Here is a 14780-nt window from a genome sequence, read left to right on the forward strand (position 1 = left end):
GTGATGATCCGTGCCCGCTTAAAACGGGCACTCCGAAGGAGGCGAATGATAGCATAAGCATGTAGTGCGATCCGCGCCGAACGTGTAAAAGATATGTATACGGATGCTAACAGCGTGCGGTTTTTTCCCCGGGTTCGCTACTCGCGGTGCCGTTTTTTGGTCGGGTGGCGGCTAACGCCTTACCCGACCTACGTTACCGTCCGCCGCGGATCAGACCGCCGAGACCGCGGCGCTCCATAAACGCCGCCACCTGGTGGCGCACTTCGGTGGTCATCTGCGCTTCCAGACTGCGCCGTGACAGCTCCTGCGCTTCTTCGATATCGATACGGCGTAGCAGATATTTCACGCGCGCGACCGAACGGCCGTTCATCGACAAATGGCGATAGCCGAGTCCTACCAGGATAGTGACGCACATCGGGTCGCCCGCCATTTCGCCGCACAGGAGCAGATCGATACCAAAACGCTCGGCGTCATGAGCGATCATTGCCAGCGCCCGCAATACCGCAGGATGCAGGCAGTCGTACATATTGGCGACGCGGGTATTATTGCGGTCGACCGCGAGGATGTATTGCGTCAGGTCATTGGTGCCGACCGAGATAAAGTCGATGCGGTTTGCCAACTGCGGCAGCATAAAGACCATTGACGGCACTTCCAGCATCACCCCAAGGCGCGGGCGCGGAATAGCGTAACCAATCATCTCCTCGACTTCGCGACTGGCGCGCTCAATCAGGCGGCGGGCTTCGTCAACCTCTTCGAGGCTGGTGACCATCGGCAGCAGTATGCTGAGGTTGCCGGTAGCGGCATTGGCCCGTAGCATGGCGCGCACCTGGATCAAGAAGATTTCCGGCTGATCGAGCGTAATACGGATCCCGCGCCAGCCAAGGCACGGGTTCTCTTCGCTGATCGGCATATACGGCAGTTGCTTATCGGCGCCAATATCCAGCGTACGCAGGGTTACAGGCTTGCTGTTAAACATCTGCAGCATGCCCTGATACTGGGCGACCTGCTCCTCTTCGGAGGGGAAGCCGCTTTGCAACATAAACGGAATTTCGGTGCGGTAAAGCCCGATACCATCGATAAAGCTGCCGAGCTTCTCTTCATGCTCCGGGCTCAGACCGGCGTTGAGCATCACTTTTACTCGCTCGCCGCTTTTCAGTTCGGAAGCGCGTTCGAGATCGTCTTCCGCCAGCCGGCTCAGTTCGTTCTCTTCGCTGATTAACCGCTGATATTCCTGCAGCAGCACCGGTTCGGGATCGACCAATAGATCGCCGCGATAACCATCAACGATCAGCATATGGCCATGCAGCAGCGACGGCTGAATATCGGCGCCCATTACCGTCGGGATGCCCAGCGCGCGCACCATGATCGCCGCGTGGGAGTTGGCCGCGCCGTCGCGCACCACCACCCCGACCAAGCGGTCCTGCGGCACTTCCGCAAGCGTGGTAGCCGACAGTTCGTCGGCCACCAGAATAATGCGCTCAGGCCAGGTGTTCGGCCCCTGGGTGGTGTCGTCGAGATGGAACAACAGCCGCTGTCCGAGAGTACGTAAATCCCCCGCCCGCTCTTTCAGATAGCCATCGCTGAGGGCGGCAAACTGCTCGGCAAATTTTTCAATGACCTTTTTCACCGCCCATTCGGCGACGGAGCCTTTGTCGACTTCGTCGAATAGCTCACGGCGCAGGCGCGCATCGGATAGCAGGTGCGAATAGAGGTCAAAAATAGCCGCCGTCTCTTTTTGCGCCCCGGCGGCGTAGCGCTTGCTGTAGCGACGAAACTCATTCGCCGCCTCTTCCAGCGCGCCGGTGAGACGTTCGCGCTCGGAAGCGGTGTCCAGCGTCGAGGCCTCGTAGACCTGCTCCATCAACGGCAGGCTGGCATCCATCCAGCCTTCGGCAATCGCCACCCCGGATGATGCCGGCAGCGCGCGGATGCGGGTCTGACGATACTGCCCAAACAGCGCATTTAACTGTGATTGGGAGAGAATCGCCGCCATCTGGGTGGCGAGGGTGACAAGGAAGGACTCTTCGCTTTCATCGAACTGGCGCAGCTCACGCTGCTGGACTACCAGCACACCCAGCAGCTGACGCCGCTGGATGATCGGCACGCCAAGGAAGGCGCGAAAACGCTCCTCCTTAACAGCCGGGATGTATTTAAAGCTGGGATGCTTCTGCGCATCGGCGAGGTTGATAGGTTCGGCCAGCCGCCCCACCAGGCCGACAAGACCTTCATCAAATGCGAGTGCGACTGTGCGCCCACGGGGTTTTTTCAGCCCGCGCGTGGCCATCAGGTAATAGCAGCGTCGATCGTTGTCAGCCAGATAAACCGAACAAACTTCCGTTTCCATCGCTTTACAGACATCCGTCACCAGGATATCCAGCGCCTCGTTTAAACGCGGCGCGCTGGCGACCTTCTCGACTATTTCTCGCAACCGAGTGAGCATAATGTGCGTGGCTTAACCTCTTTTACGTCGATAAGCAGGCGCGCTTTGTGGCTTTGGTGTGGTTTCAGCGAGCGACATTGTCACACCCGCGAACTCTTTCATCACCCGGCGGTAAACGTCGCGCTTAAACGACACCACCTGACGAACCGGGTACCAGTAACTTACCCATCGCCAGCCATCAAACTCAGGTGTACTGCTGGTTTGCATATTAATAGCCGTATCGCTGCCGACCAGTTGTAGAAGAAACCACTTCTGCTTCTGACCGATACAAACCGGCTTTGTGTCCCAACGCACCAAACGTTTAGGCAGCTTGTAACGCAGCCAGTTACGGGTTGAGGCCAGGATCCGCACATCTTTGCGGCTTAACCCAACCTCTTCGAACAATTCCCGATACATTGCCTGCTCGGCGGACTCGCCTGGATTAATGCCCCCTTGCGGGAACTGCCACGAGTGCTGACCATAGCGCCGGGCCCACATCACCTGGCCCTGGCGGTTACAGATTACAATGCCGACATTTGGGCGGTAGCCATCGTCATCAATCACCGGACTACCTCAAAATAAGCTTCAATGTGAATGATTGTTTCACACTCGTTGGAAACGGTAAACCACTCTCTGTGTGGCGTGATAACGAATAACATTTGAATAACTCACAGTAATCACCCGAGTTATAAACAGTGAACGCCATCCCCGGGCCATTTTATTCACTTTTTCTGTGGATAGAGTTGTGAAGAAGTACGGAATTAACCAGGGAAAACCCAGAGTAGTCCGAACGACGTAGAGATAGGGCTTCTTAATAATGACATACTATTCATTAAGTTATCATAGTTCACACCGACAAATTACAGCATAACGTGATGATCATCACATATGCGATCCGGCAACTGATGAAAGATCGAACAATGCCGCTTTTATCCACAGATAAAGCACACTCGTCGGGCACATTTTGTCTAAAAATTCGATTTTCGTCGCACGTCAAGGCTGTAAATCGAACCAGTAGTGGGGCTTTTCCCCAGTTATCCCATTTTTCTGTGGATAACATGGTGTAAGATCCTGTTCATTGTCAGTGACCAGTTCTGGAAAACCCGTTTTCACTGTTTTCACAAGCGAAGAAACGGGACAAAAAACATATATAAATCATCACATTGGTATAGTTACCCATAAAAAGGTAAACTCTATCCACAACGCATAAAAATAGCGCTCACTTTTTAACCAGAGGTTTTCCATCATGCCAGCCATTGCTCCACTTACCGCTCCGCCGCAAAGTCAGGAGCAACTTCTTGCTCAGGCCCAGCGGCTGGCGGGTTATTCGCTGGGGGAACTGGCGGCGCTGGCGGGGGTTCCCATTCCCCGCGATTTGAAACGCGATAAAGGCTGGATTGGCATTCTGCTGGAAATTTGGCTGGGCGCCAGCGCCGGGAGCAAACCGGAGCAGGATTTCGCCGCCTTAGGCGTGGAGCTGAAAACCATCCCCATTGACCGTCAGGGCCGTCCTCTGGAGACCACATTTGTTTGCGTGGCGCCGCTAACCGGCAATAGCGGCGTGACCTGGGAAAGCAGCCACGTGCGGCATAAGCTACAGCGCGTATTGTGGATCCCGGTAGAAGGCGAACGCGAGATCCCGCTCGCGCAACGCCGCGTCGGCGCGCCGCTATTATGGACGCCAGACGAGGAAGAAGATCGCCAGCTGCGCATGGACTGGGAAGAGTTGATGGATTTGATCGTACTCGGCCAGGTTGAACGCATCACCGCCCGCCACGGCGAGGTATTGCAACTACGCCCTAAAGCGGCCAACAGCAAGGCGCTAACGGAAGCGATCGGCGCCCACGGCGAGCCAATCCTCACTTTGCCGCGCGGCTTTTATCTGAAAAAGAACTTTACCGCCGCACTGCTGGCGCGTCATTTTCTATTAGGGCATGAATAATTTTTTGTTCTGCCGCAACGCCTGCATATAATTACGACTTTATTTTTGCAGGACTTTGAACAATGTTATTTGCATGGATAACCGATCCTAACGCCTGGCTGGCGCTCGGCACGCTGACGCTGCTGGAGATCGTTCTCGGGATCGATAATATTATTTTTCTCTCTCTGGTTGTCGCTAAGTTGCCCACCGCCCAACGCGCCCATGCGCGGCGTATCGGGCTGATGGGTGCAATGCTGATGCGTCTCGGCCTGCTGGCGTCTATCGCCTGGGTCGTTAAGCTCACCAATCCACTCTTCACCGTATTCGGTCAGGAGATCTCGTTTCGCGATCTGATCCTGCTGCTCGGTGGCCTGTTCCTGATCTGGAAAGCGAGTAAAGAGATCCACGAATCGATTGAAGGCGAGGAAGAAGGTCTTAAAAGCAACGTCCACTCCTTCTTTGGCGCCATCGTGCAGATCATGCTGCTGGATATCATCTTCAGTCTTGATTCAGTCATCACCGCCGTCGGCCTCTCCGATCATCTGTTCATTATGATGGCCGCGGTGGTGATTGCGGTTGGGGTGATGATGTTTGCCGCACGTCCGATCGGCGACTTCGTTGACCGTCACCCGTCGGTCAAAATGTTGGCGTTGTCGTTTCTGATCCTGGTCGGTTTCACCCTGATGCTGGAGAGCTTCGATGTGCATGTGCCGAAAGGTTACATCTACTTCGCGATGTTCTTCTCCATTGCGGTCGAAACTCTCAACCTGATGCGCAATAAGAAAAACCCGCTGTAAGCCACAAAATTGCAGTCCGGAAGCGGGCTGCAATTCTTTTTAAGACTTTACTGCTTTTTATGTCTCACAAATCAGGCTATTAATATACTGGTACGAGGTGCGGCCATAAGTGAGGTAATGACGATGAAAAAATGGGCAGTATTGATTTCCGCCGTAGGACTGGCGTTCTCGGTTTCCGGTTGCAGCAGCGATTATGTCATGGCGACAAAAGACGGACGTATGATTCTTACCGACGGTAAACCGGCGGTTGACGATGACACCGGTTTGATAAGCTACGAAGATCAGCAAGGCAATAAAATGCAGATCAACCGCGACGACGTGTCACAAATTATTAAGCGTTAAGCTTTTCGTCGGTTAAAAGCACAATTTCCGACAACCACAGCAACAGAAAAGAGTCGGGATCCCCCTGCTATATCCCAGGGCAACCCCCTTCAGGATCTCCAGACCCGGCTTTTTTGATATTTTCCCTTTCTCTTTTTCTCTCCCTCTGCCATGTTGTTATTCCCATCAGCCTGCAAGCGCTTTGAAGTTTGTGGGGAGATAGTTTTGTCGGGAAACTCCTGACCTTGTTGATAAAAATAAGGAAGCCGGCTATGCAGTATCACCGTATCCCACACAGTTCTCTTGAAATCAGCACGCTGGGGCTGGGCACAATGACGTTTGGTGAACAAAATAGCGAGGCCGACGCTCATGAACAGCTCGACTACGCCGTAAGTCAGGGAATTAACCTGATTGATGTCGCCGAAATGTATCCTGTCCCGCCGCGCCCGGAAACCCAGGGTCTGACCGAAACCTACGTCGGCAACTGGCTGGCAAAACGCGGCAACCGCGAAAAGCTGGTTATCGCCTCTAAAGTCAGCGGCCCGGCGCGCAATAACGACAGCAGCATTCGCCCGAACCACGCGCTGGATCGCAAAAACATTCGCGACGCGCTGCACGACAGCCTGAAGCGTCTGCAAACCGATTATCTCGACCTCTATCAGGTACATTGGCCACAGCGCCAGACCAACTGTTTCGGCAAGCTGGGCTATACCTGGAGCGACTCCGCGCCGGTGGTCACCCTGCTCGATACGCTGGAAGCCCTCACCGAATTCCAGCGCGCCGGGAAAATTCGCTATATCGGCGTCTCTAACGAAACCGCTTTTGGCGTCATGCGCTATCTGCATCTGGCCGATAAGCACGACCTGCCGCGCATCGTCACGATTCAAAACCCGTACAGCCTGCTTAACCGCAGCTACGAAGTGGGGCTGGCGGAAGTGAGCCAATATGAGGGCGTAGAGCTGCTGGCGTATTCATGCCTGGCGTTCGGTACGCTAACCGGTAAGTACCTCAACGGCGCGCAGCCGGCTGGCGCACGCAATACGCTATTCAGCCGCTTTACCCGCTACAGCGGCGAGCAGGCGCAGAAAGCGGTGGCCGCTTATGTGGACATTGCCAAACGCCACAATCTCGATCCGGCGCAAATGGCGTTGGCCTTTGTGCGCCGCCAGCCGTTTGTCGCCAGCACCCTGCTCGGGTCCACGACCATGGAGCAGCTCAAGACCAACGTCGAAAGTTTGCATCTTGAGCTGAGCGAAGAGGTGTTAGCGGAGATTGAAGCGGTGCATAAGGTATATACCTACCCAGCGCCTTAAGAGGGTAAAACCCGGGTAGCGGCGTAAACGCCTTACCCGGGCTACTGGAGAGCAGACATTTGTGAGTCCGTCCCCCTCCGGGGCGTTATTTACGCCGTCCCCACCACCACAATGCGGCGATGGCTAGCGCAAAGACCGCACCAAACCCTATCCCCACGCCAACCGGCGGGATCCCAACGCTGACCGCCAGCGAGTACAGCCCCAGCATGAGCAGCATCGCCACGTTTTCGCCGAGGTTCTGTACCGCAATGGCGTTACCTGCGCCAACGGTATGTTTCCCGCGCTCCTGCAGCAGCGCGTTCAGCGGCACAATAAAGAAGCCGCCGCACACACCGAGCAGTAGCAGCAGGCCAAATGCTGGCAATAGCGACTGCTGCACCGCGAAGGCAATCACCGCGACGCCAATCAATATCCCGGCGGGCATACAGCGCGAGACGGTTTCCAGCGTTACCAGCTTCGCCGCCGCGCCAGCGCCAACCACAATCCCGACGGCGACCATCGCATTGAGGTAGGTCGGCATCGCGTTGCTGGTGATCCCAAGCGCTACGGGCACCCAAATCACCAGCAGGAAGCGCAGCGTCACCCCCGCGCCCCAAAACAAGCTGGTGCCCATCAACGAGAAACGCGTTTCGCTATTACGCCACAGCGTTGTACAGGCGCTGAAGAAGCTATGGGTCATCGGCCTGAAACTCCACGACTGCCCAGGACGAGCCGCCGGTAGTTTCGGGATCCACAGGTTAGCGACCACCGCGCCGCCATAAACCAGCGCACAAACGATAAGCGCCGCCAGCACGTGCCAGTCCGCAAGAATGCCGCCCGCCATCGACCCTAGCAGGATAGCCGCGATGGTCGACGACTCCATCAGTCCGTTAGCCTTCACTAACTTATCGCCGGTGGTCAGTTCGCCCAGAATACCGTATTTCGCCGGCGAATAGGCCGCCGCGCCAACACCCACCAGCGTATAACCGATAAACGGATTGACGCCAAAGCAAATACACCCGGCGCCGAGCAGCTTCAGGCCGTTAGCGACCATCATCACCCGGCCTTTGGCGAAGCTATCGGCAAACTGACCGACAAACGGCGCAAAGAGAATGTAAGCGCCCACAAACAACATCTGCAACACCGGCTGGCTCCACTCCGGATAGTAGAGCTGTTTCATCAGCGCCAGGGTGGCGAACAGCAGCGCATTATCGCCGAAGGCCGACAGGAACTGGGCGCAGATCACCGCCATCATCCCTTTCGAGTACAGTGAAGCGTTAGTGTGCACTGACTCACTCATTTGAATGCTCCGCCTCTTCTACCATGCCTTTCAGGGTGACAAAGTCCGGCTTGCCGCTGCCCAGTACCGGCAGCTGTTTCAGCCAACGAATATCGCGCGGCACCGCCAGTTCCGGTACGCCATGTTCACGTGCGTAGCGCAACAGCTTTTCGCGATTGAGTTCATTATCGGTGGTAAACAGCACCAGCGCCTCGCCTTTGCTGGCGTCCTGCTTAATGGCCGTGGCGTGCATTTTGTCTGGCGAGACCGCCAAAGCGACCTGCTCGACCATCTCCAGCGAGACCATCTCGCCGGCGATTTTGGCGAAGCGCTTGGCGCGGCCCTGAATGCGGACGTAGCCCTGTTCGTCAAAGACGACGATATCGCCGGTGTCGTACCAGCCGCTCTCCACTTCACCGTACTGGTTTTCCGCCGTCGGCGCTTCCAGCACGCCGGGGTTTTCTACCCGCAGATAGCCTTTCATGATGTTAGGCCCTTTTAACTGCAGTCGGCCTCCCTGTTCGATGCCCGGCATCGCCAGCAATCGGGCATCCATTCCCGGAAGAATGCGCCCGACGGTGCCGACTTTCGCCGCCATCGGGACGTTGATGGAGACCACCGGCGCGCATTCGGTCACGCCGTAGCCTTCAAGGATGCGCAGACCAAATTTGTCCTGCCACAGCTGCTTGGTGCTGTCCTGCAGTTTTTCCGCCCCTGCCACCACATAGCGCAGGCGATAAAAATCATACGGGTTGGCAAAGCGGGCATAGTTGGCGAGGAAGGTTGAGGTGCCGAACAAAACGGTACAGTTACGATCGTAAACCAGCTCCGGCACCACCCGATAGTGCAGCGGGCTTGGATAGAGGAATACTTCCGCGCCGGTGAATAGCGGCGTCAGCAGGCCGACCGTCAGGCCGAAGGAGTGGAACAGCGGCAGCGCCGACATAAAGCGGTCGTTGGCGGTAAAATCGGCGATGGTTTTAATCTGTTCGACGTTAGCCAGCAGGCTTTTATGGCTATGCACCACCCCTTTTGGATTCCCCTCCGAGCCGGAGGTAAAGAGGATCATCGCCGCATCTTCCGGCTGCTGCTTGACCTGCGCCAGACGCGGCGCCAGCAGATGACCAAATATCCACAGCTTGTCGGCAGTGGTGACATCGCCTTTCAGATCTTCCAGAAACACCCAGCGCACCTGAGTCAACTGCTCAGGCAGGTGCCAGAGTTTGCCCTTATCGAGGAAGGTACGGGAGGTAAAAATGGTTTTGATTTCCGCGGCGGTAATCGCGCTGCTGAGTCCTTTGACGCCGGCGGTATAGTTCATCATTGCCGGGATTCGCCCGCGGGCAATCGCGCCGAAAATCACCGCCGCGCTGATACCGGCGTTAGGCAGCATCAGGCCGATTTTCTCGCCCTGCGCGCTGTATTTTTCCAGAATACGCGCGACGAACAGCGTTTTGGTCAACAGTTTACGGTAGGTATCCGGCTGGAAATTAATATCTTCCACGCAGTTTTTGCGCGCGCCAAAGCGGTCCTGCGCCGCCAGTAGCGACTCATATAACGTTTCACGCGGGCGCACCGCCATCCGCGCTTCCATCATGATCTGGTGCAGCATTTCGCCAGCGATTTTTCGCCGATCGCGGGCGCGCGGCGCCTCCGGCATCGGCAGATGCGTCGGCGGCAGTAAATGGAGCTGAATACGCGGGAACAGGCGGCGTTTTACCAGCCCCTTCAGGCGGCTGAATGGCGTAAGTTCGGCGCCTTCAATTCGCAGCGGCACAATGGTCGCTTTCGACTTCGCCGCCACGAACGCCGCGCCGTCATAGATTTTCATCAGCGAACCGCTGACCGAAATACGCCCTTCCGGGAAGATAACCACCGGGCGTCCCTGCTCAATCAAGCGCACCAGATGCTTAATTGACATCGGTTTGGTGGGGTCCAGCGGAACAAAGTCGATAAGCGGCGTCAGCGCCCGCATAAACCAGCGCTGGCTAATCGAGGTATAGACCGCAAACACCGGCCGCACAGGCAAAAAGAGCGCCAGTAAAATACCGTCGAGAAATGAGACATGATTAGGCGTTATTAATACTTTTTCCTGATAAAGCGCCTGAGTGTCTCCGGTCAATCGCACCCGGTACAATCCTTTGAACAGTAATCGAAAAAATCCCAACAGCATAACGACTCCGCGTGGCTGATTTAGTAATCCAAGCAGGTTACATGAGAAGGAGGGGAAAAGCAGTGTGGGGGGATAAAATTCAGAATAAAAAAACCTGCGCATCCGCGCAGGCCGGTGCAAGATAATCAGTACGAAGTGCGTACTTAAGAAACTCACCAATCAATACCTCTGGGACCCTGATTGTCGCGTTTTTGCCTGCAATTACGCCAGCGCGAAAACGCAAGGGAATGAGCCTAAGTGCAACCAGGTATTACGATTCTCGCTATCTGTAACAGCATGAATAACAGGCAAAAAAAAACCTGCGCATCTGCGCAGGTTGGTGTAATTAAGTGGTCAACATGACGTTGACTCCACCTATCAATACCTCTGGGATAGTCAGAGTATCAATGCATCACTCAACGAAACCAGCGAACATTCGCAACAGCTAATCGCAAAGTGTAAGCAAAGATGAGAATTCTCTTTTCACCGTTGCATCCCACGCATTGTGCTGTGTAACTTTGTCACTGCTAATCTCTGTCTGCGTCACATTTGTATCAACCAGAATAGCGGTAGCCTTGAATCCGCTGCGCTTTCCCGTAACATAACTATTATGTAAACGCTTACCCTAAAAAAGGTCCGGTATGGCGACAATTAAGGATGTAGCCCGACTCGCAGGAGTGTCCGTCGCTACCGTCTCACGCGTTATCAACAACTCGCCAAAAGCGAGTGAAGCCTCTCGTCAGTCGGTGACGGCGGCGATGGAAACCCTGAACTACCACCCCAATGCCAACGCCCGCGCGCTGGCGCAGCAGTCAACGGAAACCATCGGCCTGGTGGTGGGCGACGTTTCCGATCCCTTCTTCGGCGCGATGGTCAAAGCCGTCGAGCAGGTGGCCTACAGCACCGGTAATTTTTTGCTTATCGGCAACGGCTACCACAACGTGCAAAAGGAACGTCAGGCGATTGAACAGCTAATCCGTCACCGCTGCGCGGCGCTGGTGGTGCACGCCAAAATGATCCCCGACGATGAGCTGGCGGGGCTGATGAAACAGATCCCCGGCATGGTGTTGATTAACCGCATCGTGCCGGGTTTCGAGCAACGCAGCGTGGCGCTCGATGACCGCTACGGCGCCTGGCTGGCGACGCGCCATCTGATTCAGCAGGGCCACAGCCGCATTGGCTATATCTGCTCCAACCACGCGATTTCCGATGCTGAAGACCGGCTGCAGGGTTATTACGATGCCCTGAAGGAGAGCGGCCTGGCCGTCAATGACCGGCTGGTCACCTTCGCCGAGCCTGACGAAAGCGGCGGCGAGCTGGCGATGACCGAGCTATTAGGCCGCGGCAGAAACTTTACCGCCGTCGCCTGTTACAACGATTCAATGGCCGCCGGCGCGATGGGGGTGCTCAACGATAACGGTATCGAGGTGCCGCAGGAAATTTCGCTGATTGGCTTCGATGATGTGCTGATCTCGCGCTACGTGCGCCCCCGCCTGACCACCGTACGTTATCCGATCGTCACCATGGCGACCCAGGCGGCGGAGCTGGCCCTGGCACTAGCAGAACAGCGTCCGGCGCCGGAAATCACTCACCTCTTCAGCCCGACGCTGGTGCGCCGTCACTCGGTGATAACGCCCGCGGAAAGTGACAAGTCATAGCGGTACAGGCTCACGGCGGTGGCCGGGTAATCCAGGCCCTCGCCGATATAGCGCCAGCCAAAGCGCTCATAAAAATCGCGGCAGGCGGAATAGAGATAAAGCTGCGGATAACCGCACTGGCGGGCATAGTCGATGACGTGCCGCTGCAGCTTCCCGGCCAGCCCCTGCCCGCGCGCCGTTTCGGCGACAAACAGCGCCGCCATCCATGGAAACAGATCCTGACGGCTTATCAAATCGCAACGCCACAGCCCCACGGTACCCAGCAGCGCCTCGCCATCGGTGGCGATAAAGGTCAGCGGCAGCGCCCCCGGCGTTTGGCTATGTTCAACAATACTGCTAAAAAACGCCTGCGGTAAGGCATCGCCGGCAAAAGCCTGCCATAGCCACTCCGCCACCTGCGGCCCATGCTGCGGCGCGGCGTACAACGGTTGAATCTGCATTTTTTCCCCCTGTGAATCGATGAATTCTAGCGCGCCGCTCGCGCCCGCGCATCCGGGGTCGGAAAATGCCTTCAACAGGATTTCCGCAAAAAGCGTGATCGCGATAGTCTTTGCCGTCGTCAGGCTCATATCCCTCTGAATGACTGTGGTAAACTGCGCCCTATCACCGGTTATCAGGAATCGACGAATGGCAACAATGCTGGATGTCTCAATACGCGCAGGCGTCTCGAAAGCGACGGTTTCCCGCGTGTTGAACGGCACAGGTCAGGTAAAAGAGAGTACCCGCCAACAGGTATTCAAAGCGATGGAAGAGCTGGGCTACCGGCCTAATTTTCTCGCCCGCTCGCTGGCGAATCGCACCAGCAACAGCATTGGACTGGTGGTATCGACATTCGACGGTTTTTACTTTGGCCGCTTGCTGCAACAGGCGTCGCGCCAAACGGAAGCCTGGGGCAAACAGCTTATCGTCACCGACGGCCACGATGCGCCCGAACGGGAAGAAGAAGCGGTACAAATGTTGGCCGACCGTCAGTGTGACGCCATCGTGCTCTACACCCGCCATATGAGCGAACAGAAAATCATGTCGCTTATCGAGACCATTGAAACGCCGCTGGTGGTGATTAACCGCGACGTTAGCCAGGCGCGGGAACGCTGCGTGTTCTTCGAACAGCAGGAAGCGGCGTTTCAGGCCGTCGACTATCTGATCTCCCAAGGGCACCGCGATATCGCCTGCCTGACCGTGCCGATGCATACCCCAACGGGTAAAGCGCGCCTGGCGGGCTACCGCAGCGCCCTGGAAAAGCACGGAATTGCGTGGGAACCGGCGCGGGTCAAGTACGGCGATTCAACGATGACCCGCGGTTATGAGCTGTGTCGGGAATTATTAGAAGAGAAAACGCCGTTTAGCGCGCTGTTCTCCTGTAACGATGATATGGCGTTGGGCGCCTCGAAAGCGCTGCATCAGGCGGGGCTGCGCATTCCGCAGGACGTATCGCTCTTCGGCTTTGACGACGCCCCCAGCGCGAAGTGGCTGGAGCCCGGATTATCAACGGTTTATCTGCCGATCGACAATATGATCACCACCGCCATCGACCAGGCGATTAAGCTCGCCAACGAACAGCCGATCGAAACCATCCCGCCGTTCACCGGTACGCTGGTACTGCGTGAATCGGTGACGACGGGGCCATTCTTTAAATAAGCTCCAGCGCCAGCAGTTCTTCAATGGTCTGGCGACGGCGAATCAGGCGCGCGCTGCCGTTATCAAACAGCACTTCCGGTAGTAGCGGGCGGCTGTTGTAGTTTGAAGACATCGATGCGCCGTAGGCGCCGGTGTCGTGCAGCACCAGGTAATCGCCCGGCGCCACCGCCGGCAGCAGGCGAGTTTCCACTTTACCGCCCTCCTGTTGGGTAAAGACGTCGCCGGATTCGCACAGCGGCCCCGCGACCACGGTTTCCAGCTGCGGTTCGCCGCTCAGGTCGCGCCCGTCCGCCGCCAGCGCGGTAATATGATGATAGCTGCCGTACATGGCCGGGCGCATCAGATCGTTAAAGCCGGCGTCGATCAGCACGAAGTGGCGGCTGCCCATCTCTTTCACGCTACGCACCTGCGATACCAGCACGCCGGACTCCGCCACCAGGAAACGCCCCGGTTCAATCTCCAGCTTCACCGGATGCCCCAGATGTTTGGCGATCTGCTCGCGCGCCGCATTCCACAGGCCAAAGTAGTGATCGGTATCGATCGCCTCTTCGCCTTCATGATACGGGATCGATAAACCGCCGCCGGCGGAGATCGCCTGCAGATCCTGACCAAACTCCACCACCTGGCGCACCATCGCGCCGCATACTTGCTCAAGATGACCGTAATCAACGCCGGAGCCGATATGCATATGGATGCCGACCAGCTGCAGCGAATGGCGGCGAATCACCTCCAGCGCCTGCGGCAGCTGGCTGAACCAGATACCGTGTTTGCTGTTTTCGCCGCCGGTGTTGGTCTTCTGGCTGTGGCCATGACCAAATCCCGGGTTGACGCGTAGCCAGACGCGGTGACCCGGCGAGACTTCGCCCAGTTGGCTAAGCATATCCACGGATCCGGCATTCACTGGGATCTGTAATGCTTTCACCCGCTCAAGGGTCGCACGATCGATCAGATCGGCGGTAAAGACGATATCGTCCGGATGCTGCACGGGATCGTAACCTGCCGCCAGCGCGCGTTCGATCTCGCCAAGCGACACCGAATCCACCTTCACGCCCTGCTCGCGCATCAGATGCAGAATATGAATATTGGAGCAGGCCTTCTGCGCAAAACGCACCACGTCAAACTGGCTAAGTTGGGCAATCTGGCGGCGGATAATCTGCGCGTCATAGACCCATACCGGGCAGCCGAACTCAGCGGGCAGGCGCAGTAGATTGTCGGCGGTCAGATCGGTATCGGTGGCGTTCAGCGAGCGTGGCATAAGGACTCCGGTGCGTACGTGTGTTTGTCGATGTTTTTTCCGATTACG

General features: G+C 56.6%; 13 protein-coding genes. 7 read left to right on the plus strand and 6 right to left on the minus strand.

Annotated elements, in window-relative coordinates; translation table 11 throughout:
* Positions 1-193: 193 nt before the first annotated feature.
* Complete coding sequence (gene ptsP, locus ABLU78_RS14140) at positions 194-2440, minus strand: phosphoenolpyruvate--protein phosphotransferase (RefSeq protein WP_348820600.1); 2247 nt, start codon at positions 2438-2440, stop codon at positions 194-196.
* A 12-nt stretch (positions 2441-2452) separates the two neighbouring features.
* Positions 2453-2983: an RNA pyrophosphohydrolase gene (gene rppH, locus ABLU78_RS14145; RefSeq protein WP_015703328.1), complete on the minus strand. Its 531-nt coding sequence runs from the start codon at positions 2981-2983 to the stop codon at positions 2453-2455.
* A 453-nt stretch (positions 2984-3436) separates the two neighbouring features.
* Here rppH and ABLU78_RS14150 point away from each other — a divergent pair, with 453 nt between their 5' ends.
* The 5 genes from ABLU78_RS14150 to ABLU78_RS14170 all read left to right on the plus strand — a co-directional run bounded on the left by ABLU78_RS14150 (position 3437) and on the right by ABLU78_RS14170 (position 6771).
* Positions 3437-3601, plus strand: coding sequence for a hypothetical protein (locus ABLU78_RS14150; RefSeq protein ID WP_223575784.1), 165 nt, complete (start codon positions 3437-3439; stop codon positions 3599-3601).
* A 64-nt stretch (positions 3602-3665) separates the two neighbouring features.
* Entirely contained in the window at positions 3666-4361 is a 696-nt protein-coding gene (gene mutH / locus ABLU78_RS14155; RefSeq protein ID WP_015369924.1) for a DNA mismatch repair endonuclease MutH, read from the plus strand.
* Positions 4362-4423: 62 nt separating this feature from the next.
* Positions 4424-5137, plus strand: coding sequence for a TerC family protein (locus ABLU78_RS14160; protein WP_015369923.1), 714 nt, complete (start codon positions 4424-4426; stop codon positions 5135-5137).
* A gap of 123 nt (positions 5138-5260) precedes the next feature.
* A complete protein-coding gene (locus tag ABLU78_RS14165) occupies positions 5261-5479 on the plus strand; it encodes a YgdI/YgdR family lipoprotein (protein WP_004867116.1) in 219 nt (72 codons plus the stop codon).
* A 251-nt stretch (positions 5480-5730) separates the two neighbouring features.
* Entirely contained in the window at positions 5731-6771 is a 1041-nt protein-coding gene (locus tag ABLU78_RS14170; protein ID WP_048229396.1) for an NADP(H)-dependent aldo-keto reductase, read from the plus strand.
* Between the two features lie 85 nt (positions 6772-6856).
* Here ABLU78_RS14170 and lplT read toward each other — a convergent pair whose 3' ends face one another.
* Together lplT and aas are read right to left on the minus strand one after the other, a co-directional pair.
* Entirely contained in the window at positions 6857-8050 is a 1194-nt protein-coding gene (lplT, locus tag ABLU78_RS14175) for a lysophospholipid transporter LplT (RefSeq protein WP_048229398.1), read from the minus strand.
* Positions 8043-10202: a bifunctional acyl-ACP--phospholipid O-acyltransferase/long-chain-fatty-acid--ACP ligase gene (gene aas, locus ABLU78_RS14180; RefSeq protein WP_015703330.1), complete on the minus strand. Its 2160-nt coding sequence runs from the start codon at positions 10200-10202 to the stop codon at positions 8043-8045. The genes lplT and aas overlap by 8 nt, the downstream gene beginning before the upstream one ends.
* A gap of 620 nt (positions 10203-10822) precedes the next feature.
* Here aas and galR point away from each other — a divergent pair.
* A complete protein-coding gene (gene galR / locus ABLU78_RS14185) occupies positions 10823-11839 on the plus strand; it encodes an HTH-type transcriptional regulator GalR (RefSeq protein ID WP_015703331.1) in 1017 nt (338 codons plus the stop codon).
* Here the strand turns inward: galR and ABLU78_RS14190 are convergent.
* Positions 11800-12279 carry a GNAT family N-acetyltransferase gene (locus ABLU78_RS14190; RefSeq protein WP_015703332.1) on the minus strand — a complete coding sequence of 160 codons (480 nt, stop codon included), beginning with the start codon at positions 12277-12279 and terminating at the stop codon, positions 11800-11802. The genes galR and ABLU78_RS14190 overlap by 40 nt on opposite strands.
* 196 nt (positions 12280-12475) lie before the next feature.
* Here ABLU78_RS14190 and ABLU78_RS14195 point away from each other — a divergent pair, with 196 nt between their 5' ends.
* The gene (locus ABLU78_RS14195; RefSeq protein ID WP_161798777.1) at positions 12476-13477 is read left to right on the plus strand and encodes a LacI family DNA-binding transcriptional regulator; all 1002 of its coding nucleotides are present in this window, start codon (positions 12476-12478) and stop codon (positions 13475-13477) included.
* Here the strand turns inward: ABLU78_RS14195 and lysA are convergent.
* Complete coding sequence (lysA, locus tag ABLU78_RS14200) at positions 13470-14732, minus strand: diaminopimelate decarboxylase (RefSeq protein WP_048229400.1); 1263 nt, start codon at positions 14730-14732, stop codon at positions 13470-13472. The genes ABLU78_RS14195 and lysA overlap by 8 nt on opposite strands.
* Between the last annotated feature and the right edge of the window lie 48 nt (positions 14733-14780).

The sequence above is a fragment of the Klebsiella sp. JN_Kp122 genome (assembly GCF_040062085.1).
Taxonomy (GTDB): Bacteria; Pseudomonadota; Gammaproteobacteria; order Enterobacterales; family Enterobacteriaceae; genus Klebsiella; species Klebsiella aerogenes.

Coding starts and splice junctions, on each gene's coding strand:
- ABLU78_RS14190 (WP_015703332.1), bottom strand. CDS start 12,279: ATGCAGATTCAACCGTTGTACGCCGCGCCGCAGCATGGGCCGCAGGTG.
- ABLU78_RS14170 (WP_048229396.1), top strand. CDS start 5,731: ATGCAGTATCACCGTATCCCACACAGTTCTCTTGAAATCAGCACGCTG.
- ABLU78_RS14165 (WP_004867116.1), top strand. CDS start 5,261: ATGAAAAAATGGGCAGTATTGATTTCCGCCGTAGGACTGGCGTTCTCG.
- ptsP (WP_348820600.1), bottom strand. CDS start 2,440: ATGCTCACTCGGTTGCGAGAAATAGTCGAGAAGGTCGCCAGCGCGCCG.
- lysA (WP_048229400.1), bottom strand. CDS start 14,732: ATGCCACGCTCGCTGAACGCCACCGATACCGATCTGACCGCCGACAAT.
- lplT (WP_048229398.1), bottom strand. CDS start 8,050: ATGAGTGAGTCAGTGCACACTAACGCTTCACTGTACTCGAAAGGGATG.
- ABLU78_RS14195 (WP_161798777.1), top strand. CDS start 12,476: ATGCTGGATGTCTCAATACGCGCAGGCGTCTCGAAAGCGACGGTTTCC.
- galR (WP_015703331.1), top strand. CDS start 10,823: ATGGCGACAATTAAGGATGTAGCCCGACTCGCAGGAGTGTCCGTCGCT.
- aas (WP_015703330.1), bottom strand. CDS start 10,202: ATGCTGTTGGGATTTTTTCGATTACTGTTCAAAGGATTGTACCGGGTG.
- ABLU78_RS14160 (WP_015369923.1), top strand. CDS start 4,424: ATGTTATTTGCATGGATAACCGATCCTAACGCCTGGCTGGCGCTCGGC.
- mutH (WP_015369924.1), top strand. CDS start 3,666: ATGCCAGCCATTGCTCCACTTACCGCTCCGCCGCAAAGTCAGGAGCAA.